The sequence below is a fragment of the Planotetraspora kaengkrachanensis genome (genome assembly GCF_016862895.1).
Taxonomy (GTDB): domain Bacteria; phylum Actinomycetota; class Actinomycetes; order Streptosporangiales; family Streptosporangiaceae; genus Planotetraspora; species Planotetraspora kaengkrachanensis.
Window position 1 is genome coordinate 57583 of record NZ_BONV01000008.1, and the last position, 22620, is coordinate 80202.

Annotated in this window: 21 protein-coding genes; 7 read left to right on the plus strand and 14 right to left on the minus strand. The window is 70.5% G+C overall.

Features of this window, described 5'->3' with window-relative positions:
* Nucleotides 1–141 precede the first annotated feature (141 nt).
* The 3 genes from Pka01_RS11935 to Pka01_RS11945 all read left to right on the plus strand — a co-directional run bounded on the left by Pka01_RS11935 (nt 142) and on the right by Pka01_RS11945 (nt 2185).
* Complete coding sequence (locus tag Pka01_RS11935) at nt 142–879, plus strand: GntR family transcriptional regulator (protein WP_203882756.1); 738 nt, start codon at nt 142–144, stop codon at nt 877–879.
* Nucleotides 880–931: 52 nt separating this feature from the next.
* Nucleotides 932–1615: a RadC family protein gene (gene radC / locus Pka01_RS11940; protein WP_203882757.1), complete on the plus strand. Its 684-nt coding sequence runs from the start codon at nt 932–934 to the stop codon at nt 1613–1615.
* Nucleotides 1616–1702: 87 nt separating this feature from the next.
* A complete protein-coding gene (locus tag Pka01_RS11945; RefSeq protein WP_203882758.1) occupies nt 1703–2185 on the plus strand; it encodes a GntR family transcriptional regulator in 483 nt (160 codons plus the stop codon).
* Nucleotides 2186–2260: 75 nt separating this feature from the next.
* On the opposite strand, the gene Pka01_RS11950 is transcribed toward Pka01_RS11945, so the two are convergent.
* The 4 genes from Pka01_RS11950 to Pka01_RS11965 form a co-directional block, all read right to left on the minus strand.
* Nucleotides 2261–2884 carry a DJ-1/PfpI family protein gene (locus Pka01_RS11950; RefSeq protein ID WP_203882759.1) on the minus strand — a complete coding sequence of 208 codons (624 nt, stop codon included), beginning with the start codon at nt 2882–2884 and terminating at the stop codon, nt 2261–2263.
* Nucleotides 2818–3852, minus strand: coding sequence for a GlxA family transcriptional regulator (locus Pka01_RS11955; protein WP_203882760.1), 1035 nt, complete (start codon nt 3850–3852; stop codon nt 2818–2820). Before Pka01_RS11955 ends, Pka01_RS11950 begins: the two co-directional genes overlap by 67 nt.
* Before the next feature lie 82 nt (nt 3853–3934).
* Nucleotides 3935–4957, minus strand: coding sequence for a hypothetical protein (locus Pka01_RS11960; RefSeq protein ID WP_203882761.1), 1023 nt, complete (start codon nt 4955–4957; stop codon nt 3935–3937).
* 93 nt (nt 4958–5050) lie between these two features.
* Nucleotides 5051–5989 carry a DMT family transporter gene (locus Pka01_RS11965; protein WP_203882762.1) on the minus strand — a complete coding sequence of 313 codons (939 nt, stop codon included), beginning with the start codon at nt 5987–5989 and terminating at the stop codon, nt 5051–5053.
* Between Pka01_RS11965 and Pka01_RS11970 the strand changes: the two genes are divergently transcribed.
* From Pka01_RS11970 to Pka01_RS11985, 4 genes are all read left to right on the plus strand, one after another.
* Nucleotides 5988–7415 (plus strand): aminotransferase-like domain-containing protein, encoded by a 1428-nt coding sequence (locus Pka01_RS11970; RefSeq protein ID WP_203882763.1) that lies wholly within the window; start codon nt 5988–5990, stop codon nt 7413–7415. The two genes, Pka01_RS11965 and Pka01_RS11970, sit on opposite strands and share 2 nt — an antisense overlap.
* A 230-nt stretch (nt 7416–7645) precedes the next feature.
* Nucleotides 7646–8224, plus strand: a complete 579-nt coding sequence (locus Pka01_RS11975; RefSeq protein WP_203882764.1) for a CGNR zinc finger domain-containing protein — start codon at nt 7646–7648, stop codon at nt 8222–8224.
* Between the two features lie 5 nt (nt 8225–8229).
* Nucleotides 8230–8814, plus strand: a complete 585-nt coding sequence (locus Pka01_RS11980; RefSeq protein WP_203882765.1) for a GNAT family N-acetyltransferase — start codon at nt 8230–8232, stop codon at nt 8812–8814.
* Nucleotides 8815–9016: 202 nt separating this feature from the next.
* Nucleotides 9017–9886, plus strand: a complete 870-nt coding sequence (locus Pka01_RS11985) for a 1,4-dihydroxy-2-naphthoate polyprenyltransferase (protein ID WP_203882766.1) — start codon at nt 9017–9019, stop codon at nt 9884–9886.
* Nucleotides 9887–9944: 58 nt separating this feature from the next.
* Here the strand turns inward: Pka01_RS11985 and dapB are convergent, their stop codons facing one another.
* From dapB to infB, 10 genes are all read right to left on the minus strand, one after another.
* On the minus strand, nt 9945–10682 hold the full coding sequence (dapB, locus tag Pka01_RS11990; protein WP_203882767.1) for a 4-hydroxy-tetrahydrodipicolinate reductase: 738 nt from the start codon (nt 10680–10682) through the stop codon (nt 9945–9947).
* A 99-nt stretch (nt 10683–10781) separates the two neighbouring features.
* Nucleotides 10782–12092, minus strand: a complete 1311-nt coding sequence (locus tag Pka01_RS11995) for a M16 family metallopeptidase (RefSeq protein WP_203882768.1) — start codon at nt 12090–12092, stop codon at nt 10782–10784.
* Entirely contained in the window at nt 12089–14401 is a 2313-nt protein-coding gene (locus tag Pka01_RS12000; RefSeq protein WP_203882769.1) for a polyribonucleotide nucleotidyltransferase, read from the minus strand. The genes Pka01_RS11995 and Pka01_RS12000 overlap by 4 nt, the downstream gene beginning before the upstream one ends.
* Before the next feature lie 375 nt (nt 14402–14776).
* Nucleotides 14777–15046 carry a 30S ribosomal protein S15 gene (rpsO, locus tag Pka01_RS12005; protein WP_203882770.1) on the minus strand — a complete coding sequence of 90 codons (270 nt, stop codon included), beginning with the start codon at nt 15044–15046 and terminating at the stop codon, nt 14777–14779.
* A 207-nt stretch (nt 15047–15253) separates the two neighbouring features.
* Nucleotides 15254–16216 carry a bifunctional riboflavin kinase/FAD synthetase gene (locus Pka01_RS12010; protein WP_203882771.1) on the minus strand — a complete coding sequence of 321 codons (963 nt, stop codon included), beginning with the start codon at nt 16214–16216 and terminating at the stop codon, nt 15254–15256.
* Nucleotides 16217–16346: 130 nt separating this feature from the next.
* Nucleotides 16347–17246, minus strand: coding sequence for a tRNA pseudouridine(55) synthase TruB (truB, locus tag Pka01_RS12015; protein ID WP_203882772.1), 900 nt, complete (start codon nt 17244–17246; stop codon nt 16347–16349).
* 178 nt (nt 17247–17424) lie between these two features.
* Nucleotides 17425–18423: a DHH family phosphoesterase gene (locus Pka01_RS12020; RefSeq protein ID WP_203882773.1), complete on the minus strand. Its 999-nt coding sequence runs from the start codon at nt 18421–18423 to the stop codon at nt 17425–17427.
* A 2-nt stretch (nt 18424–18425) separates the two neighbouring features.
* Nucleotides 18426–18908, minus strand: coding sequence for a 30S ribosome-binding factor RbfA (gene rbfA, locus Pka01_RS12025; RefSeq protein ID WP_203882774.1), 483 nt, complete (start codon nt 18906–18908; stop codon nt 18426–18428).
* A gap of 48 nt (nt 18909–18956) precedes the next feature.
* Nucleotides 18957–19256 carry a DUF503 domain-containing protein gene (locus Pka01_RS12030; protein ID WP_203882775.1) on the minus strand — a complete coding sequence of 100 codons (300 nt, stop codon included), beginning with the start codon at nt 19254–19256 and terminating at the stop codon, nt 18957–18959.
* A 61-nt stretch (nt 19257–19317) separates the two neighbouring features.
* Complete coding sequence (infB, locus tag Pka01_RS12035) at nt 19318–22437, minus strand: translation initiation factor IF-2 (protein WP_203882776.1); 3120 nt, start codon at nt 22435–22437, stop codon at nt 19318–19320.
* Between the last annotated feature and the right edge of the window lie 183 nt (nt 22438–22620).

Below are 22620 nucleotides of genomic sequence, written 5' to 3' on the forward strand. Positions count from 1 at the left end.
CCTGACCGTGGAGCACCACATTGGGCCATTGGGCCACCTTTCGGCTGGCAAAGTTGGAGCCACAGGCGAGCTTCATTACTCAGGGTTGTCTGGCGAATACGCCAAGATTGGGGTTCCGCCCAGCCCCCGAGGGATGGATTGATGGCCAACTCTGATCCGGTTTACCTGCGCGTAGTCGAGGACCTCCGCCGTCAGATCGTCGATGGCACGCTTCCGCCAGGAGCTCCGATCCCTTCGCGGCATCAGATCACCAGGAAGTACAGCGTCGGCGAGACCGCCGCACGGCACGCACTGCGCGTGCTGGCCCAGGAGGGTCTGATCGTCGGACGGGTGGGCTCGGGCCACCGGGTCCGCGAGAAGCCCACGCTGCTGCCGTCCTACCGCAGCCGCGTCCCCGAACCCCACACCCCCTTCGCCATGGACATGCAGGCCGGCGGCCGGCAGCCGAGCTGGAACTGGCGAAGCGAGCTCGCCGAGGCGCCGCCGGAGATCGCGCAACGCCTGCAGCTCAGCCAGTGGAGCCCCGTGATCAGGATCCGCTTCGTCTACCGCGGCGACGGCAAGCCGATGCAGCTGGCGACGTCCTACGAGCTGATCGAGTTCGGCCAGAGCCAGGCCCCGGAAGAGGGCACCTCCGAGCGCAGGAGCACGGTGTCGCGCATGGCGGCGAACGGCACCAAGATCACGGAGATCAGTGAGAGCGTTCACGTGCGGGTGCCGCAACCGACCGAGAGCGACCTGCTCGAGCTCCCCGCAGGAGTTCAGGTCCTGCACGTCGAGCGAACCCACTGGGCCGCGGACCGCCCGGTCGAGACCAGTGACATCGTGATCCCGGGCGACAAGTTCCGCCTGGTCTACGGAATTCCCGTCTCCCTGTGACTGTCGGTGACCGCTGGTACAACCATTCCGGATCCCCCCTCCGGAGGTGCCGATGCGCGTCAAGGACCTGCCCCCGGCCGACCAGCCTCGTGAACGACTCCTGAGCTCGGGTGCGACGGCCCTGGCCGATCGAGAGCTGCTCGCCCTGCTGCTCGGCTCGGGCAGCAGGGGCGTCAGCGCCGTCGAGCTCGCCTCCCAGCTCATCGCCCACTGCGGCGATCTCGGCGAGCTCTCCCGCTCCGAAGCACACCGCCTGCTGGCGGTGCCCGGCGTGGGGCCCGCCAAGGCCGCGCGCATCGCGGCCGCGTTCCATCTCATGCGTCGGGCGCAGGCCGAGCCGGAGCGGCTCCGCGTCCGCTGCTCGGCCGACGTCGCGACGGTGGCCGCGCCGCTCCTCCACGGCTGTCCCCGCGAGAAGCTCGTGATCGTGATCTGCGACCCCCGCGGCGCCGTGATCAGGCGGACCGTGATCAGCGAGGGCGGCACCGACCACACCTCCGCGCCGGTCCGCGACATCGTGACCACCGTCCTCGTCTCCGGCGGGGCCGCCTTCGCGCTCGCGCACAACCACCCCAGCGGTTCGCTCGAGCCGAGCGCGGCCGATCTCGAGGTCACCGCCCGGCTCAGCGAGGCCGCGGAGACCGTCGACCTGCGGTTCCTCGACCATGTGATCGTCACCGACGCGGCCTGGCGCAGGATCGCCCTTCCCTCTGACACGGATCGAAGATACGTCTAGTTGTATGCTCCTGTCTAGTGGAATAGTTCGGTCTAAATAGACATAGCCCTACGAGAGGCCCCGTTCCGGGTCGCCTATCTTTCGAGCGTGCTCGACCACGACGGTGACACTCATCTATACGTGCAGATCGCCGAGATCATCCGGCAGCAGATCCTGCGCGGCGACCTCGCACCCGGACACGCCGTGCCGAGCGAGGCGACGATCCAGAGCGAGTACGGCGTGGCGAGGACCACGGCCCGGCGGGCGTTCCACCTGCTGCGCGAGGAAGGCCTGATCTACACGGTGCAGGGAGAGGGCACGTTCGTCGGCCCTTCGAGCAAGGCGGCGCGGGAGCCGCGCAGGATCCCCCTGTACCGGCAGATCGCGAACGATCTCGTCGACCGCATCCGCAGTGGAGATCTGCGCCCCCGCCGTCCCGTCCCGAGTGAGACCACGCTGGTCCAGCAGTACGACGTGGCGCGCGAGACCGCGCGCAAGGCGATCGCGGTCCTGCGCGAGGAGGGCTGGATCTACACGGTCCCGCAACGGGGCAGCTTCGTCTCCCCCGAGGACGAGCAGCCCCGCCCGTAGTCCCTCGACCGGCCGGATGCTCCGGGGATCGCGCCCGCCGCTCTCCGCCCGACCGGTTCCCGGAACCGCCCGGGGTCAGCCGATCAGCTGGAGCGCCCGAGCGGCCAGTCCCTCCGGGGCGGTGGCCGGCGAACCGGCGTCGAACGGCGGCTCGGGGGCGTACTCGATGGCCAGCTGGACGGCCTGCGCCGTCGTCACGTCGCCGAGACGGGCAAGCAGGGTCAGCGCCATGTCGATGCCGGAAGAGACGCCCGCCGCCGTGACGATCTTCCCGTCCACGACGACGCGCTCGCTGACGGGCTCGGCCCCGAAAACGGCGAGCTGTTCCAGCCACCCCCAGTGGGTGGTCGCCCGCCGGCCCGTGAGCAGGCCCGCAGCCCCCAGCAGGAACGCGCCGCTGCAGACGGACGTCGTCCAGGCGGTGTGTTCGTGCGTTTCCGCGATCCAGGCGATCAGATCCGCGTCGTTCAGCGCCTCCGTCGTGCCGGGCCCACCGGGAACGACGATCATCTCCGGGCGGGGGACGTCCCTGAATGACGCCGTCGCCGTCAGGCCGAGACTTCCCCGGTCGTCGACGACCGGCCCCGGGCGCGCGGCCACGAAGGTGACCGTGCAGCCCGGCGCGAACGCCATCACCGTGTACGGCCCGACGGCGTCGAGGGCGGTGAAGCGGGGGTAGAGGGGGATGGCGACGTGCACGGTCGGTTCTCCTTCGATTGGAACCGGCGACGGTAGTCGCCGGGTGAGATGCGCCAGTGGCGGCGGAACACGCGGTAGAGGGTCTCCGGCGCGCCGAGCCCGGACTCCCTCGCGACCCGGTCCAGCGGGTGGGCGGTGACCTCGAGCAGCCTCCGGGCGGTGTCCGCCCTGCTGCGCTCGACGTACCTGCCGGGTGACATGCCGGTCTGCTCGGTGAAGATTCGGGAGAAGTGGCGCTCGCTCATCCCGGCACGACGTGCGAGGGCGGCCACGCTGAGATCCTCAGCCGGGTTGGCGTCGATGAAGGCCTGGAGCGCCCGGAGCGGCTCCAGGCGTGGGACGACGGCGTGCATGGCCGTGCTGAACTGGCTCTGCCCTCCGGGTCTGTGCAGGTAGACCACGAGCCCGCACGCGATGTCCCGCGCGAGCGCGTGGCCGTGGTCCTCCGCCACGAGGGCGAGGGCGAGGTCCACTCCGGCGGTGACTCCGGCGGAGGTCCACACGTCGCCGTCCTTGACGTAGATGGGGTCGGCGTCCACCTCGACCTCGGGATAGCCGGCGTCCAGTTCGGAGGCCGTCAGCCAGTGCGTGGTCGCGCGCCTGCCGTCGAGCAGCCCGGCCTCGGCCAGGAGGAAGGCGCCGCTGCACACCGAGGCGACCCTGCGTGAGACGGAGGCCAGACGGGTGATCCCCCTGACGAGGTCCCGATCACGCCGCTGCTTCTGCGCGGACAGGCCGCCCACGATCATGAGCGTGTCGATCGGCCCCTCGATCCGGTCGAGCGGGGTCTGCACGACGGTCGCGATCCCGTTCTGCGCCACCACCTGACCGGACCGCACGGCGGTCACCTCGACGCGGTAGCCGTACTCGGCCGCGAGCAGCCTCGCGGTGTCGAACACGTCCGCCGGCCCGGCCAGGTCGAGCAGCTGAAATCCGTCGAAGACCACGATCACGACGCGTCGTTCCATGCCGTCCATCGTGGCCAGCAGGACGGCATGGCGTCCACGACACGTGTATTGCAGATCACGCCACGAGCGCGCCCGGACCGGGTCAGAACACGGGGATGATGTCCTCGGGGTCGATCACGTCGACCGCGACGCCCTCGATGTCCAGCTCGGGGATCGCGGGGAACTCGATGCCCCACCGTTCGACGATCACCCGGACGCGCGCCATGGCGACCCGCCAGTTCTCCGCCTGGTCCTCGTAGGACAACACGCCGAGCCCGGCCTCCCGCGCGTGGTCCATGAGCACCCGGTGGTTGTGCAGGAAGTACGGCGGGATCTCCCAGAAGCCCTCCGGCGGCTCCCAGAGGATCATCGACAGGAACACGAAGCCGGCGCGGAGTTGCCTGGTGATGAGGCCGCGCACGTCATCGGTGAGCCCCGGCCACTCGTTCTCGAGGATCGTCATGCAGATCTGCAGGTGGCGCGACTCGTCCCGGCCGATCTTGTGGAACATCTCGGAGAACACCGGGTGGGCGGTCGCGGAGGCCATCCCCCGGAACAGCGTCGAGGCGGCCATCTCCCCCATCATGAAGCTGGTGAAGAGCACGGCCAGCGAGTACTTCCCCACGGCGGCGTTGTAGCCCGTCCAGTAACGGCCGCCGTTGTGGTATAGCCAGCCGATGTTGTTGTGCGCGGCGCGCTCCAGGTCGGTGGACGGCTGCCAGTCGAGCGGACCGCCCGGCCACAGGCGGGCGATCGACCGCTGGCAGCACTCCTCGTGGTTCATCTCGTCCCGGGTGATCGAGAAGAAGCACTTGCGGACGGGATCCTCCTCGTGCTTCTCGAACGCCTGGATCGTCGCACGCGCGAAGACGGCGGGCCCGGACGCGTCGAAGTTGGCCAGCACGGAGAACCAGTACATGATCCCCAGCCGCTGTTCGCGCGTGAACGCCGACGGATCGAGGAGGTCCCAGGGAAGGTCGGCCGGATTCCACACCATCCGCTTCGACTTCTCGTAGATCGCCGCCAGCTTCGCCGTCTCGACCCGCCACTCCATCGGGTAGATGTTCGGCTGCGGGACCTCGGGTGCGGGCCACAGACCGCCTTCGGGAATCGTGACGTCCGCCATCGCTTCACCGCCGCTCGAATGGTGTGACAGTTTCAGCCCTATCCTGCGCCGACCTGTTACACGATTCAAGCCCTTCCCGGCCATGCTTCTCGTTCAACCGCCGGACCGCCGGCTGCCCTGGCTCACCGCGACGCAGACGAGTACAGCCGCCGCGGCCACGACCGTCGCCATGCCGAACCGCTCATCCAGGAACAACCAGGCCCAGACGAGGGTGAGCAGCGGCTGCGCCAGCTGCACCTGCCCGGCGCGGGCGATCCCTCCCCTGGCGAGCCCGGCGTACCAGGGGATGAAGCCGAGGAACATCGAGATCAGGCTGACGTAGGCGAAGCCCCCCACGGACACGGCGGTGAGCCGGGGCTCGGTGACCAGCGCCAGCACGACTGTCGCGGGCACCGTGACAGGCGCCGCCACGACCAGCGCGTACGAGATGACCCGCCAGCCCGGCTCCGAGCGGGCCAGCCGGCCGCCCTCGGTGTACCCGACGGCCGCGGAGAGCAGGGCGAGGACGAGCAGCAGGTCGGCGACGGCGAACTCCCCGCTCCCCCGGGTGAGGGTGAACGCCGTGATCGACACCACTCCACCGGCGCACGCGAGCCAGAAGAGCGGGCGCGGCCGCTCCCCTGCCCGCAGGACGGCGAAGGCGGCGGTGGCCGCCGGCAGCAGACCGATGACGACCGCGGAGTGCGCCGTGCTCGCGCCGCCGTGCAGGGCCAGCCCGCTGAACAACGGGAAGCCCACGGCCACGCCGAGCACGATCAGCACGTAGGACCGGAGATGCGCCCGCGGCGGCAGGATCGGCGCGCCCGCCGCCTTGAGGGAGACGGCGGCCAGGACGGCGGCGAAGGCCGCCCGCCCCATCGCCACCAGATAGGGATCGAGGCCGCGCATCGCGAAGACGGTCGCGGGAAACGAGCCGGAGAACGCGATCACTCCGAGGCCGGCGAGCAGAGTGCCATGCCAGGCGTGCCGCCGTCCCTCCGCGGGGGACTGCGCTACCGGAAGCGTGACGATAGCGCTATTGTCAACTTTCATGAATGACGATAGCAGTATCGTGCGTCTTGCCGCGATCCTCCGCACCGAGGTGGACGCGTCGCGGCCCGGCGAGCGACTGCCGTCGAGCAGGGAGATCATGCGCCGCCACGGGGTGAGCCCGGTGACGGTCTCGCGGGCCATCGCCCAGCTCGCCGCCGAGGGGCGAGTGGTGACGCGGCCGGGCAGCGGAGCGTTCGTGGCGCCGGTCAGGGCGCCCGCGGCCGAGGCTCCGGACCTGTCGTGGCAGACGGTCTCCCTCGGGGACAGGGTCGTGGACGACTCCGGCGTCGTGAGCCTGCTCGCGCAGCCGCCGGACGGGGTCGTCCCGCTGACGGGGGGCTACCTGAACCCCGAACTCCGGCCGGTGCGGGAGTTGTCGGCCGCGGCGGCGAGAGCCGTACGGAGACCCGGAAGCTGGGCGGTGCCGCCCCTCAACGGCCTGCCCGACCTGCGGCGGTGGTTCGCGAGCGAGGTCGGCGGCACGGTGACGCAGAGCGACGTGCTGGTGGTCAGCGGAGGCCAGTCGGCGCTGACGCACGCCTTCCGCGCGCTGGCCGCACCCGGCGAGCCCGTGCTGGTGGAGACCCCCACCTATCCCGGGGCGCTGGCCGCGGCGAGGGCGGCAGGGCTGCGGGCGACCGCCGTGCCCGTCGACGTCGACGGCGTGCGTCCCGACCTGCTGGCGGAGGCCTTCGCGGTCACCGGCGCGAGGGTCTTCCTCTGCCAGCCGACACTCCACAACCCGACGGGGGCGACGTTGTCCCTCGATCGCAGGGAACAGGTGCTGGCCGTGGCCGCGGCCGCCGGGGCCTTCGTGATCGAGGACGACTACGCGCGGTATCTCACCCGGGGGCCGGTGCCGCCTCCGCTGGTCAGCCTCGACCGCCACGGCACGGTCGTCCACATCCTGTCGCTGAGCAAGATCACCGCTCCCAGCCTGCGGGTGGCCGGGCTGATCGCTCGAGGCCCCGCCGCCCAACGGCTGCGGGCGAGCCAGGTCGTCGAGTCCTTCTTCGTCGCCGGCCCCCTTCAGGAGACCGCACTCGAGTTCGTCGGTTCGCCGGGATGGCGCCGGCACCTCGCGACGGTCGGGCGCGAGGTCGACGCCCGGCAGGCGGCGCTTCTCACCGGCCTGGCCCGCCACGCCCCCGAGGCGACGGTCCATCTCGTCCCCAGGGGAGGCCTGCACGTCTGGTTGCGGCTGCCCGCGGAGGCCGACGAGGCGACCCTGGTGGAGGCGGCGCGCCGGGAGGGCGTCCTGGTGAGCCCGGGCCGGATCTACTACCCCTCCGAGCCGCCGGGCCCGCGGATCCGGCTGACCCACATCGCGGCCGTCACCCTCGCCGAGCTCGACGAGGGTGTGCGGCGCTTCGCCGTCGCGCTCCGCGGCCTCCTCGATGAAGCCGGAAACGATCGGGCCCGGTGAGACGCTTCATCGCCCGAAGTGCCGTTTCAGCGGGCGGCGGCGGGCTTCTTGCGGACGGCGAGCGCACGCCTGCGCTCGCGGCGGTTCTTCTCCTGCACGGCCAGGTAGGCCAGGTAGCTGAATCGCATCGCTCCTCCAGAATTATAGACACCAGTAAAACACTTACACTGGTGTTGAGTATTTCATGACCCGCGACTCCCTTACAGTGGTGGCAGGAGGCGATCACTCACATGACGAGTCCGGCGGAACTGCTCCGCGACTTCGTGAACACCTACGACGTCGAGGAGGACGCCGATGAGCTGTCCTCCCCCGCCGAACTCTCCGTATGGCTCCGCGAGCAGGGGCTGATCGACGCCGCCGACAGCGCCATGGAAGGCGACCTCCTGGTGGCGACCCGGCTGCGCGAGGGACTGCGGCAGGCCCTGATCGCCGGCCACGACGGCGTCCCTTACGACGCCTCCGAGGAACTGGCCTCCGCGCTGCGCGCGTTGCCGATGCGGGTGACGCTGATCGGCGGGACGCCGTCGCTGGAGCCGGCGGTCACCGGAGCGCAGGCCGGGCTGGCGAGGATCGCCGCCCTGATCCCCGCCGCGCACGCCGACGGGACCTGGCCGCGGCTGAAGGTGTGCGCCGAGAGCACCTGCCAGTGGGCGTTCCTCGACTCCTCGAAGAACCGGTCCCGCTCCTGGTGCTCGATGCGCGTGTGCGGGAACCGCAGCAAAACTCGGACATATCGGGCGCGACGTCGGGCGGACGACTCATCAGAGCACGCCGACCAGTACGGTGATACGGGCAAGGAAGGGAGTTGAGCCGGATGGGTGTCAGAACTGCCCGTCTTGAGGACGTCGAAGCGGTGACGAGCACCCAGATCCGCGCATGGAAGTACGGTTACCGCGACTTCCTGCCCCTCGGTCCGCTGGAGCAGATGACCGGAGCGTCGGCAGAGAAGATGTGGCGCCGGCAGTGGGACGAGGCGATCACCTCGCCGCCCACCCCCCGGCACCGCGTGCTCGTGGCGGTGGAACGTGTCATGCCGGACGGCGACGCCTCGGACAGCTCGGAGGGCGAGGAGGTGCCGGACTCCGACCGCGTCGTGGGGCTCGCCTCGCACGGCCCGGCCGAGGACCCCGACGTGAACGCCTCCAGCACCGCCGAGTTGCTGACCCTGCTGATCGACCCCAATCACATCCGGCGCGGACACGGCAGCCGGCTGCTCAACGCCACCGTCGACCACCTGCGTGACGACGGTTTCCGCACGGTGGTGACCTGGGTCTTCGCCGACGACCACGCGATGATCGGCTTCCTCGAATCGGCCGGCTGGGGCGAGGACGGCGCGGAGCGCGTGCTCGACATGGGCCGCCCCATCCGGATGATCCGCCTGACCACCGACATCAGCTGACCCCCCGGCCCCCCGGGGGGGTTTGCGCGTGATCATGCACAGGTTCGTGCACATGGCCTCCGGCCTGCGCACACCTCCCGCGTGATCATGCACGGATTCGCGCGCGCGGCTGTGACCTGCGGGCATCCAGTCCGTGATCATGCATCTGAGGCGTCCCTTCCGCGGTCCCGCGAAGGCAAGACAAGCAAGAAAAGGTAAGAATGTGGCCACACCAGCTCAGTGGTTAGCGGGCTCGCGCCCCCGTACGCTCCCCGCGGCCGTCGTCCCCGTCGTCGTCGGCACAGGGGCGGCGATCTCCCAAGGCGGCGCGGTCTGGTGGCGGGCCGTGGTCGCCCTGTTCGTGGCGCTCGCCCTGCAGGTCGGGGTGAACTACGCCAACGACTACAGCGACGGGGTCAAGGGCACCGACCGGGACCGGGTGGGCCCGATGCGGCTGGTCGGCTCGGGCGCGGCCGCGCCGAAACAGGTGCTCGCCGCCGCTCTCGCGTGCTTCGCCGCCGCGGCGGTCGCCGGTCTGGCCCTGGTGATCGCGACCGGCGCGTGGTGGCTCCTCCTGGTCGGGCTGGCCGCCATCCTCGCCGCCTGGTTCTACACCGGCGGATCCCGTCCGTACGGCTACCGCGCCATGGGCGAGATATCGGTCTTCGTGTTCTTCGGCCTGGTGGCCGTCGCGGGCACGACCTACGTCCAGCTCGAGCGGGTGACGTGGTTGTCCCTCGTCGCGGCGATCCCGGTGGGGCTGCTCGCGTGCGCCCTGCTGGTCGTCAATAACCTGCGCGACATCGGCACCGACGGGGTGTCCGGCAAGCGGACTCTCGCCGTGGTCCTCGGTGACGGCCGCACCCGCACGCTCTACGCGGCGGCCCTGATCCTGCCGATCGTGATCGCGCTGCTTCTGGTCCCGGCGCGGCCCTTCACGCTGCTCACCCTGCTGGCCGTCCCCCTGGTGGCGGCACCCGTCAAGGCGGTCCGCTCCGGCGCGACCGGCCCCGCGCTCATCGCCACGCTGCAGCAGACCGGCCGCCTCCAGCTCGTCTTCGGCGTCCTGTTCGCGCTCGGTCTCGCCCTCTGACCTCCAGCTCGTACGGCTGCCGCCGCGAAGACGCCGGCAGCCGTACCCGCGAGGCCCGTTACAGGTCGAGAAGCCGGTCGAGGCCGACCGTGAGCCCGTCGAGCCCCTGAATGCGCCGGACGCCGAGCAGCACGCCCGGCGTGAAGGACGACCTGTTCATCGTGTCGTGCCGGATCGTCAGGATCTCCCCGTCACCGCCGAGGATCACCTCCTGGTGGGCGACCAGCCCGGCCAGCCGTACGGCGTGCACGTGGACGCCGTCGACAGAGGCCCCGCGCGCGCCCGCCAGTTCGGAAGTCGTGGCGTCGGGCGACGGGCCGAGGCCCGCCTTCGTGCGCGCCTCAGCGATCAGCTCGGCCGTACGGCGGGCCGTTCCCGAGGGCGCGTCGGCCTTGTTGGGGTGATGCAGCTCGACGATCTCGGCCGACTCGAAGTACTTCGCCGCCTGCTGGGCGAAATGCATCATGAGGACGGCGGCGATGCCGAAGTTGGGCGCGATCAGCGCGTTGGTCCCCGGGTTGGCGGCGAGCCACCCGCGCACGGTCTCGAGCCGTGCCGCGTCGAATCCCGTGGTGCCGACCACGGGGTGGATGCCGTGGCCGATGCACCATTCGAGGTTGCCCATGACGACGTCGGGGTGGGTGAAGTCGACGACCACCTCCGCGCTCGCCAGAGCCTCGAGGGGGTCGTCCTTGTCGACGGCCGCCACCAACTCCAGGTCCTCCGCCGCGTGCACGGCCTTGCAGACTTCCACACCGACGCGCCCGCGAGCGCCCAGAACTCCGACCTTAATCACGCGCCCAAGGCTATATCGGCCTCGTGTCCCGACATGACGAAGCCGCGCGGGCGACGGGCGCACGCGCGGCTTCGAGACGACGATCGGGGCTCAGGTGCCTCAGGCGATGGCGAAGCCGAAGTCCTTGTCGGCGTAGGGGCCGATCACGGCGAGCGTCAGCGGCCGGTTCAGGATGTCCGCCGCCACGGCCGTGAGGTCGTCGGGCGTGACCGCCTCGATCCGGGCGAGGACGTCGTCCACCGACATGAGCTCCTCGTAGACGAGTTCGCTCTTGCCGATGCGGGACATGCGTGAGCCGGTGTCCTCCAGCCCCAGCACGAGCCCGCCGCGCATCTGGCCCTTGCCGCGGGCGATCTCCTCGGGGGTGATGCCCTCGGCCACGACCCTGGCCACCTCGTCACGGCAGATCTTCAGCACATCGTCGATCTTGGACGGCAGGCAGCCGACGTAGATGCCGAACTGGCCGGTGTCGGCGTACTGGGAGGTGTAGCTGTACGCGCTGTAGGCCAGGCCGCGCTTCTCCCTGATCTCCTGGAAGAGGCGTGACGACATGCCGCCGCCGAGGGCCGCGTTCAGAACGCCGAGGGCGAAGCGCCGCTCGTCGGTCCGGGACACTCCCGTCATGCCGAGGACCAGGTTGGCCTGCTCGGTGGGACGGTCGACGACCCTGATGCCGGAACGCTCCGCGACGCCCGGACCGCCCAGACGGGGCGGCGCGGGACTGGCCACGCTGCCCAGCGCCCCCGCCCGCTCGTACGCCGCGGCAACCAACTCGACCACCCGCTCGTGGCTCACGTTCCCGGCCACCGACACGACGGTGTGCGGCGGCAGGTAATAGCGCTGGTAGTACTCGACGATGCGGTCACGGGTGAGCGCATTGATCGAATCCTCGTTCCCGAGGATCGGCCGCCCGATCGGCGTGTCGCCGTACAGCTCGGCGGAGAACTGCTCGTGCACCACGTCGGACGGATCGTCGTCGTGCATGGCGATCTCCTCGAGGATCACGCCGCGCTCGGACTCCACGTCCTCCGCGGTGACCAGCGAGGAGGTCACGACGTCGGCGAGCACGTCGATCGCGACCGGCAGATCCTCGTCGAGCACCCGCGCGTAGTAGCAGGTGTACTCCTTGGCGGTGAACGCGTTGATCTCACCGCCGATGCCCTCGATGGACGCCGAGATCTCCATGGCGTCCCTCGTCGGGGTGCCCTTGAAGAGCAGATGCTCGAGGAAGTGGGTGGCCCCCATGTGCTCGGGGGCCTCGTCGCGCGATCCGATGCCGACCCACATGCCGACCGCGACGCTGCGCACGGTCGGCATCGTTTCGGTCACCACTCGGAGACCACCGGGAAGGACGGTGCGGCGGATGACCCCCGCGCCGTCCTTACCGGGGTGCAGAGTCGTGGTCGTCACGAGTTGCGGTCATCCCGGCCGCCGCGGGTGCGGCGACGCGGCCTCTCCGAGCGCGGCTGCTCGTCCTGCGACTCGACGGCCGCCGCGGCGGGTGCGTCCTCGCCCTCGGCGCCGCCGCCGGCGGCCTTCTCCGCGGCCTCCTTCTCGACGACCTCGACCGGCACCAGGGACAGCTTGCCGCGGGCGTCGATCTCGGCGATTTCGACCTGGATCTTCTCGCCGACGCTCATGACGTCCTCGACGTTCTCGATGCGCTTGCCGCCGTGCAGCTTGCGGATCTGGGAGACGTGCAGCAGGCCGTCCTTGCCGGGCAGCAGCGAGACGAACGCGCCGAAGGCCGCGATCTTGACGACCGTGCCCAGGTAGCGCTCGCCGACCTCCGGCATGTGCGGGTTCGCGATGCCGTTGATCAGCGACCGGGCCGCCTCTGCGGACGGGCCGTCGGTGGCGCCGATGTAGATCGTGCCGTCGTCCTCGATCGTGATCTCGGCGCCCGTGTCGTCCTGGATCTGGTTGATCATCTTGCCCTTCGGGCCGATGACCTCGCCGATCTTGTCTACCGGGACCTTGATCGTGATGATGCGCGGCGCCGTCGGGTTCATCTCCGCCGGAGAGTCGATGGCCTCCTGCATCACGTCCAGGATCGCCAGGCGGGCGCCGCGCGCCTGCCGGAGCGCCGCGGCCAGCGCGCTGGCCGGGATGCCGTCCAGCTTGGTGTCGAGCTGCAGGGCCGTGATGACGTCCTTGGTGCCCGCGACCTTGAAGTCCATGTCGCCCATGGCGTCCTCGGCGCCGAGGATGTCGGTCAGCGTGACGTACTGGTCGCCCTCGCTGATGAGACCCATGGCGATGCCGGCCACCATCTCCTTGAGCGGGACGCCCGCGTCGAGCAGCGCCATCGTCGAGGCGCAGACCGAACCCATCGAGGTCGAGCCGTTCGAGCCCAGCGCCTCCGACACCTGCCGGATCGCGTACGGGAACTCCTCGCGCGAGGGCAGCACGGGGATGAGCGCGCGCTCGGCGAGCGCCCCGTGGCCGATCTCGCGCCGCTTGGGCGAGCCCACGCGGCCGGTCTCACCGGTGGAGTACGGCGGGAAGTTGTAGTTGTGCATGTAGCGCTTGGTGCGCTCGGGGTTCAGCGTGTCGATCATCTGCTCCATGCGGAGCATGTTCAGCGTCGTGATCCCGAGGATCTGGGTCTCACCACGCTCGAACAGGGCCGACCCGTGCACCCGCGGCACCACGTGGACCTCGGCGTTGAGCTGCCGGATGTCCTTGGGGCCGCGCCCGTCGATCCGGACGCCCTCGCTGAGGACGCGGGCGCGCATCAGCTTCTTGGTCACCGAGCGGAACGCGGCGCCGATCTCCTTGTCCCTGCCCTCGAAGTCGGGCAGGACCTTCTCCGCGGCCAGCGCCTTGACCCGCTCGATCTCGAGCTCGCGCTCCTGCTTGCCCGCGATGGTCAGCGCGGAGGCCAGCTCGGTGCCGACGGCGGCGTTCACGGCCTCGAAGACGTCGTCCTGGTAGTCCAGGAAGATCGGGTACTCGGCGGTCTCCTTGGCGGCGACCCCGGCGAGCTTCGCCTGCGCGTCGCACAGGACCTTGATGAACGGCTTGGCCGCCTCGAGGCCCTGGGCGACGGTCTCCTCGTTCGGGGCGACCGCGCCCTCGGCGACCAGCTTGAGCGTGTCACGCGTCGACTCGGCCTCGACCATCATGATCGCGACGTCGCCGTCCGCCAGGACACGGCCCGCGACGACCATGTCGAACGTGGCGTTCTCGAGCTCGGTGTGCGTCGGGAAGGCCACCCACTGGCCCTCGATCAGCGCGACGCGGACGCCGCCGATCGGGCCGGAGAACGGCAGGCCGGCGAGCTGCGTGGACAGGCTGGCCGCGTTGATCGCGACCACGTCGTACAGGTGCTCCGGGTGCAGCGACATGACGGTCGCCACGACCTGGACCTCGTTGCGCAGGCCCTTGACGAACGACGGGCGCAGCGGCCGGTCGATCAGGCGGCAGGTGAGGATCGCGTCCTCGGACGGCCGGCCCTCCCTGCGGAAGAACGAGCCGGGAATCCGGCCCGCGGCGTACATCCGCTCCTCGACGTCGACGGTGAGCGGGAAGAAGTCCAAGTTCTCCTTGGGATGCTTGGACGCGGTGGTCGCGGACAAGACCATGGTCTCGTCGTCGAGATAGACGACGGCGCTTCCCGCCGCCTGGCGCGCGAGGCGACCGGTCTCGAACCGGATCGTGCGCGTGCCGAAGGAGCCGTTGTCGATGACGGCTTCCGTGCTGTGGACACCCTCCACGGGGGACCTCCTTCTCGGGTCGGTCTCCCGCGTCCTACCGTTGCCGGGCTCCCCGTTCAGGTGCAGTGCCGGTCTTCGATCGAAGCGCCCGGTTCGTCTGTACGGCTGTCGCCGTACTTACCGGGGGCCACTACCGAGGACCGGCCCTCTCACGCCGCGGGATCGCGCGTGCTGCTTTGCTTGCGGACGCGGGGCACATGTTCTGGCGGGTCGAGGCACCCGTCCGGTGCCCTCTCCCTCTCGGCTATTCAATTGTCGCAGTCGGCCCGGTTCCGGATCTTTCGACCACCGGTTTCCCGGGCCTTTCCCGTAGCAGGCCCAATTGTGGCCTGCTACGGGAAAGGAGCGGCGAAGACTCGCCGCTCCTCGCTCACGCTATCGGCGCAGACCAAGCCGCTCGATCAGGCTGCGGTAGCGGGTGATGTCCTTGGCCTGCAGGTACTTGAGCAGCCGACGACGGCGGCCGACCAGCAGGAGCAGGCCACGACGGCTGTGGTGGTCGTGCTTGTGGGTCTTCAGGTGCTCGGTGAGGTCGCTGATGCGCTTGCTCAGCAGCGCGATCTGGACTTCCGGGGACCCGGTGTCGCCCTCGCCCGTACCGTATTCGGTGACGATGGCCTTGGTGGTGGCGGTGTCAAGCGACACTGCTTCTCCTTCTCATGGGAAGGCACGCGGCATGATCTCAAGCCCGCGAACGACCGTGCGTGCCTACAGTCGCCGTGACAGACCAGCCATGTGGTGTGGAACACCATCTGAACGTGGCTGACATGCAAGGCTACCACCGCAGCTCAGCGGGCCGCACACTTGCGATCTCCGAAGGGCCCGGACGGCCGCCACCGCAGGGCCTTCCCGTCACCGTGCCTGGTCGTCCCCGGCCGTCAGGCGGCGGGCGGCGTCGACGTCGGCGCGCATCTGGGCGATCAGATCCTCGATCGAGTCGAATCTGAGCGTGTCACGGAGCCGCTCGGTGAAGTCGACCGCCACGTGGGCGCCGTAGAGATCGAGGTCGTCGCGGTCCAGGGCGTACGCCTCGACCGTGCGCGCGACTCCGTCGAAGGTCGGATTCGTGCCGATGGAGATCGCCGCCGGCCACCGCTGTCCCGCGTACGCCGAGGGCTCCTGCGTGCACTGGAGCCACCCCGCGTAAACGCCGTCGGCCGGGATCGCCGTGTGCTGAGGGGATTCGACGTTGGCGGTGGGGAAGCCGAGCGCGCGTCCGCGCTGGTGGCCCCGGACCACCACGCCTTCGACGCGGTGGGGCCGCCCGAGCGCCGCCGCCGCGCCGGCCACGTCGCCCGCGGCCAGCCTCTCGCGGATCAAGGTCGACGAGATGGCGTCGCCGTCGCCCACCAGCGGCACACCCTCGATCACGTAATCGTATTTTTCGCCCAGCGTCCGCAATGTCTCGATATCGCCGGAGGCCTTGTGGCCGAAGCGGAAGTTCTCCCCCACCACGACCCCCGCCGCATGCAGCCGGTCGACCAGGGCGGTCTGCACGAACTCGTCCGGCGACATCCGGGAGAACTCGAGAGTGAACGGAAGCACGCACACCGCGTCGACGCCGAGCTCGGCGAGCAGTTCGGTGCGCCGATGGGGGGTGGTCAGCTGCGGCGGGTGACTGCCCGGCCGCACGACCTCGTCCGGATGGGGGTCGAAGGTCACCGCGACGGCGGGAACGCCCAGGTCGCGGGCCAGATCGACCGCCTGGGCCACCATGCGCTGATGCCCGTGGTGCACGCCGTCGAACACGCCGATCGTGACGACGGACCTGCCCCAGTCTTCCGGGACGTCGTCCAGTCCGTGCCAGCCCTGCACTTCGACCTCGATTCCTGTACGGCTTTCGCCAACCGGCCGAAGACAAGCCTGCCATGCCCTCCGGCGATTGCGGGAACCAGCCCCTGAACAGTCTCGCGCGAGACCGCGATCAAGGTTCCCGCCTGCGGCGTCAGGGCACGAAGACCGCGAGCGGCCTCGCGGCGCCTCCGCGCTCCTCGACCAGCGCGAGCAGCGTGCCGTCGGGCCCGAAGACCCCGACGGGCCCGGGACCGAGACCCGCCGCGGCGAGGCGCCCTCCGTGCGCGACCAGCCGGGCCTCGTCCTCCGACACGTCCCTGCGGGGGAACGCAGCGGCCACCGCCTCGGCCATGGGCAGGATCACGCACTCTCGTGACAGGTCCTCGATGGTCTTCGCCGACTCGATGCCGTACGGCCCTACCCGCGTGCGGCGCAGATAGGTGAGATGGCCGCCCACGCCGAGCGAGGAGCCGAGATCGCGCGCGAGGGCGCGGATGTAGGTGCCGCTTGAGCAGGTGATGGTGGCGTCGACGTCGACCGTCTCCCCCTCCCGGCGGATCCCGGTCACCTCGAAGGCGTGGATCGTGACCGGGCGGGCCGCGAGCTCGACCTCCTCACCGGCCCTCGCCCGCTTGTAGGCCCGCTCACCGTTCACCTTGATGGCGCTGACCTGCGGGGGAACCTGCATGATCTCACCGGTCAGCGCGGCGATCCCCTTGCGGACGTCCTCCTCCGCGACGTGCCCCGCGGGCGTGGTGGCGGTCACCTCGCCCTCGGCGTCGTCGGTGCTGGTGGTGACGCCGAGACGCAGGGTTGCCTCGTAGACCTTCTGGGTGAGCGCGAGATGCCCGAGGAGCCGGGTGGCCTTCTCCACGCCGATCACCAGGACCCCGGTCGCCATCGGATCCAGGGTGCCCGCGTGGCCCACCTTGCGGGTCCCGGCGATGCCGCGCATCTTGCCGACCACGTCGTGGGACGTCCAGTCCGCCGGCTTGTCGACGATGATCAGCCCACTGGGGGGCGCGGGCCGGCGCGGCCTAGCCGTACTCATGAGAGGTCCAATGCATGGTCACGAAACGAGGGTACGCAGGTCGGGGTGCAGGTTCGGGAATTCGCGCATGATCACGAACTGGTTCGTGGCAGGTCAGCAGTGTCGCGCCCGAACCCGTGCATGATCACGGCACGGGGTTGGGGCAGGTCGGGGGACCTGCGCGCGAACCTGTGCATGATCACGCGGGGTGGAGGTGTGGGCGGAGGGAGGCCATCGTCTCTTCCGGGGACACGTGGGAGGAGAAGCCGGCGGCACTCGCGTGGCCTCCCCCGCCGAGGGCGGCGCAGGCCCTGCCCACGTCGACGGCGCCCTTGGATCGGGTCGAGACGTTCCAGACGCCGTCGTCGGCCTCCTTCAGCACGACCGCGACGTCGGCCTCGTCGACCCGGCGTACGACGTCGATCACACCTTCCACCTCGTCGTACGGCAGGGCATGGGCGGCGCGGTCGGCCCTCGTCACGTAGGTCCACACGATCCCGTGACCGGCGGCCTCCGCGGGCTCCAACGCGACGCGGTCGAGCGCCGCGCCCAGCACCCGCAGGTAGGCGAACGGCGACCGGTCCCACAGTTCGCGGGCGATCTCGTCCGGACGCAGGCCCGCGGCGATCAGCCGCCCGGCCATGACGTGGGCGGCGGGAGTGGTCGCCGAGTACCGGAAGGACCCGGTGTCGGTCACCAGCCCCGTGTAGAGGCAGGCGGCGACGTCCCGGTCGATCACGAGCCCGAGCCTGTGAATGAACTCCTCCACGAGCACCGTGGTCGAGGCGGCAGACGGGTCGACGAGGTGCAGGGTCCCGAATCCGGTGTTGGAGACGTGGTGGTCGATCACCATCAGTTCCCCGGCCTTGCCCGCGTTGGGGACGAGCAGGCCGAGCCGGTCCATGGTCGAGGCGTCGAACGTGATCATCAGCGGCGGCTCCGGCGGATAGGCCGCCGGCTCCACCAGGAGGTCCTGGCCGGGGAGGAACCGCAGCAGCCTGGGCACCGCGAATCCGCGGTCTCCGAACGAGGCGACGACGTCCACGCCCGCCCGCCGGAGGGCCAGGCCGAAGCCCAGCATCGATCCGAGCGCGTCTCCGTCAGGGGACACATGGCAGGCGAGCGCGACGGAGCCCGCGCCGCGGACCAGTTCGACGGCCCGCTCCCAGTCCGTCTCGGCGACGGCCGTACCGTGCATGATCACGTTGTGCGGTGCCCCGCCCGGTCCGAGATCTCGTCCTCGTCCTCGTCGGCCTCGCCGTCCAGTTCGTCGTCGAACCGGTAGGGGTCGGCGTCGCCGGCGAACTGGGCGCCCTCCGCCCGCTTGGCGATCTCCGCGTCCCTGGCCTTGGCCACGGCGAGCAGGTCGTCGAGGTGGCGTGCGCTGTCGGGCAGCGGGTCGTGGACGAAGTTCAGCGTCGGCGTGTGCCGCAGGCCGGTCTGGCGGCCGACCTCGGACCGGATGATCCCCTTCGCGCTCTCCAGCGCGGCGGCGGTGCCGCTGCGATCCGCCTCCGAGCCGAACACGGTGTAGAACACCGTCGCGTCGCTCAGATCAGCGGTGATCCTCGTGTCCGTCACCGTCACGAAGCCGAGCCGCGGATCCTTGATCCGCCGCTCGAGCATCTCGGCGACGACCTGCTGGATGCGGTCGGCCAGCTTCCTGGCGCGGGCTGCGTCCATGCTCACGCTCCCTCGTTCGATGTACGGCTGACGCGCCGGCCGTCCGGTCTATTCCTCGTGGTCGTTGAACAGCCGCTGCCGGGCGGACAGCAACTCGATCTCGGGGTGGTAGGCGACCACTCGCTCGCACGCGTCGAGCACCTCGTCGCAGTTGGCCGCCGACGCGGAGACGACGGCGACGCCGATCTCCGCCCGGCGGTGCAGGTCCAGGTGGCCGGTCTCTGCCACGGCCACACCGGGGAACCGCCGCTGCACCTCAGCGATGAGCGGGCGGATCACGGAGCGCTTCTGCTTCAGCGAATGCACGTCGCCGAGCAGGATGTCCAGGGAAAGTGCACCTACATACATGGGTGACGTCCACGTGTCAGACGGTTCGGCCGCCGCCCGGTGAGGGCGGCGGCCGAAGGCGTCAGCTGCGCGGCTTCTCCTGCATCTCGAACGTCTCGATGACGTCGTCGATCTTGATGTCGCTGTATCCGACACCGATACCGCACTCGAAGCCCTCGCGGACCTCGGTCGCATCGTCCTTGAACCGCCGCAACGAGGAGACGGTCAGGTTGTCGGCCACGACGACACCGTCGCGGATGATGCGGGCCTTGCTGTTGCGGGTGATCGTGCCCGAGCGGACCAGCGCACCGGCGACGTTGCCGATCTTCGGCACCTTGAAGACCTCGCGGACTTCGGCGGTACCGGTCTGGACCTCTTCGAACTCCGGCTTCAGCATGCCCTTCAGGGCCGCCTCGATCTCCTCGATCGCCTGGTAGATGACCGAGTAGTACCGGATGTCGACGCCCTCGCGCTCGGCCAGGTCGCGCGCCCGGACCTCGGGGCGGACGTTGAAACCGATGATGACGGCGTTGTCGTCGGCGATCGCGAGGTTGACGTCGTACTCCGTGATCGCACCGACGGCGCGGTGCAGGACGCGGAGGTTGACCTCCTCACCCACATCGATCTTGAGCAGCGCGTCCTCAAGGGCTTCCACCGAACCGGAGACGTCACCCTTGATGATGAGCTTGAGCTCGTCGACCTGGCCCTTCTCGAGGTCCTTGAACAGCTCCTCGAGAGTGCGCCGGCGACCGGACTTGGCCATGTCCGCGATGCGCTGCCGGGCCGCCCGCTGCTGGGCGATCTGGCGTGCCATCCGGTCGTCGGTGACGACGATGAAGTTGTCACCGGCGCGGGGGACGGCGGTCAGGCCGAGCACCTGGACCGGACGCGACGGGTCGGCCTCTTCGACCGTGTCCCCGTTGTCGTCCAGCATCGCCCGGACGCGGCCGAAGGCCTCGCCACAGACGATCGAGTCGCCGACTCGCAGGGTGCCGCGCTGCACGAGCACGGTCGCCACGGGACCGCGGCCGCGGTCGAGGTTCGCCTCGATGGCCAGGCCCTGGGCGTCCATGTGCGGGTTGGCCCGCAGGTCCAGCTCGGCGTCCGCGGTCAGCACGATGGCCTCGAGCAGGTTGTCGATGCCGGTGCCGTTCTTCGCGGAGATGTCCACGAACAGCGTGGAACCACCGAACTCCTCGGCCACCAGGCCGTACTCGGTCAGCTGAGCCCGGACCTTGGTCGGGTCCGCGCCCTCCTTGTCGATCTTGTTGACCGCCACCACGACCGGCACGTTCGCCGCCTGGGCGTGGTTGAGCGCCTCGATGGTCTGCGGCTTCACACCGTCGTCGGCCGCGACCACCAGCACCGCGATGTCGGTGGCCTGCGCACCACGGGCACGCATGGCGGTGAACGCCTCGTGACCCGGGGTGTCGATGAAGGTGATCTTCCGCTCTTCACCCTCGTGCACGGCCTTCACCTGGTAGGCGCCGATGTGCTGGGTGATGCCGCCGGCCTCGCGGGCGACGATGTTGGTGTTGCGGATCGCGTCGAGCAGCTTCGTCTTACCGTGGTCGACGTGACCCATGACGGTCACGACCGGCGGACGCGGCGCGAGGTCGGCCTCGTCACCCTCGTCCTCACCGAACTCGATCTTGAAGGACTCGAGAAGCTCCCGGTCCTCCTCCTCCGGGCTGACGACCTGGACGACGTAGTCGAGCTCGGCGCCGAGAAGCTGCAGCGTCTCCTCGTTGACCGACTGGGTCGCGGTCACCATCTCGCCGAGGTGCAGCATGATCTGCACCAGCGAGGCGGGGTTCGCGCCGATCCTGTCGGCGAAGTCGGCGAGGGACGCGCCGCGCGGAAGGCGGATCGTCTGCCCGCCGCCACGCGGAGCCTGCACGCCACCGATCGCCGGGGCCTGCATGTTGTCGAACTCTTGACGCCTCTGGCGCTTCGACTTGCGACCACGGGTCGGCCGGCCGCCGGGACGCCCGAAGGCACCCGCCGTACCGCCGCCGCGACCACGGCCGCCGCCACCACCGGGACGGCCGGCGAAGCCGCCGCCACCGCCACCGCCACCGGGACCGCCACCGGGGCCACCGGGACGGCCGGTGCCCGCGGCACCGGTGCGCGGACCGCCGAAGCCGCCGCCCGGACGACCGCCGCCACCGGGACCGGGACGGCCGCCGCCACCGGGACGGGGACCACCGCCGCCAGGACGGGGACCACCGGCGCCGGGACCGGCGGGACGGCCCTGCGGCATCATCATCGGGTTGGGACGCGGACCGCCGGGACGAGGACCACCCGCGCCGGGACCCGGGCGAGGACCACCTGCGCCGGGACCGGGACGAGGACCACCGGCGCCGGGACCGGGACGAGGACCGCCCGCACCGGGACCGCCGCTGCGTGCGCCCCCCGGACGCGGCATGGCTCCGTCACGGCCGCCGTCACGACGCGGCTCGCGGGGACCGCGATCTCCACGGTCGCCGCGATCCGGCCGGTCGCCCCGCTCGGGACGCTCGGCGCCGTCGCGGCTGCCGGGCCGCGCGGGGCGCTGACCCATGCCGCTCGCGGTCGAGGAGAAGGGGTTGTTGCCCGGACGCGGGCCACGGGGACCCGGCTTGGGACCACCGGGACGCGGGGCGCCGCCCGTGGGCGCGCCTGGAGCGGCACCCGTGGGCCGGGGGGCCGGTGCCGGCCGAGGGCCTGGCTTCGGCGCTCCGGGTCCGGCCGGCCTGCCGCCGGACGCGGCCGGACGCTGAGGCTGGACGGAGGGACGGTCGGCCTCGGGACGCGCGGCCTCGGGACGCGCCGCCTCGGGCTGGCGCATCTCCGGCTGCGGAGCCGGCTGGGCCGGATGGGGCATGGGAACCGGACGCGGCGCAGGCCGCGGACCCGGCTTGGGGCCCGGCTTCGCCACCACGTCGGCCGACGGGGAAAGCGACGCCGACGGGGCGCCACCGGCCAGGCTCTCGGCCGGCCTCGGCGTGGGCCTCGGCTGCGCCGGACGCGGGGAAGGCTTGCCGCCACCCCGGGAGGCGTCGCCCTTGCCGAACGCCTCTGTTAGCTTGCGGACGACCGGCGCCTCTATCGTTGAAGACGCCGACCTAACGAACTCGCCCATCTCGGTGAGCTTGGCCATCACGACCTTGCTCTCTACCCCGAACTCCTTGGCGAGTTCGTACACACGGACCTTCGCCACTGCACTCCCTAACTCGGCCCGGGAGGCTCGCAGTGCCGCCGGACCGTCGCTACCTGGACATACTCATCGCCGCGTGCTCATCAGGCGCTCATAGCAATCTGACTCCGCCCATTCAACTCGGCGTCCTACATGACAGTTCTTCGTGCGTCGGCCCCAGGCCGAATTCAGGGGCCAGCGGTAACC